This window comes from Filibacter tadaridae, assembly GCF_900609045.1.
Lineage (GTDB): Bacteria > Bacillota > Bacilli > Bacillales_A > Planococcaceae > Sporosarcina > Sporosarcina tadaridae.
Map to the genome: position 1 here is coordinate 1 of NZ_UXAV01000067.1, position 315 is coordinate 315.

1 protein-coding gene is annotated in these 315 nt (G+C 48.9%); it reads right to left on the reverse strand.

Features of this window, described 5'->3' with window-relative positions:
- A partial coding sequence (locus tag FILTAD_RS15550; RefSeq protein ID WP_238988272.1) for a transposase occupies positions 1-296 on the reverse strand: 296 nt, incomplete at its 3' end.
- Positions 297-315 lie beyond the last annotated feature (19 nt).

Here is a 315-nt window from a genome sequence, read left to right on the forward strand (position 1 = left end):
TGATAAAGAGTTTGGTGTTTTCGCATCGCATACGCTATACGTAGAATCCGATTGCCTAAGGCAATGTAGGCCTGCCCTGTCAGCTTTCCACGCTCTTTTAGCCGATGATAGTGCTCTTTCATCTCGGGATTGAAAAGGGCTACGGATCTACCTACCAGATAAACTACACTCCTGAACGGGGCCCTACCTTGCTTGGAAATGGCGAAGTGAGAGGCCTTTTTTCCTCCTGATTGTTTCACAACCGGGTTAGTACCAGCCATTTTGATCAATTGGCCTGCACTGCTGAAGTTCTCCAAGTTGCCCATCTCCGCCGTC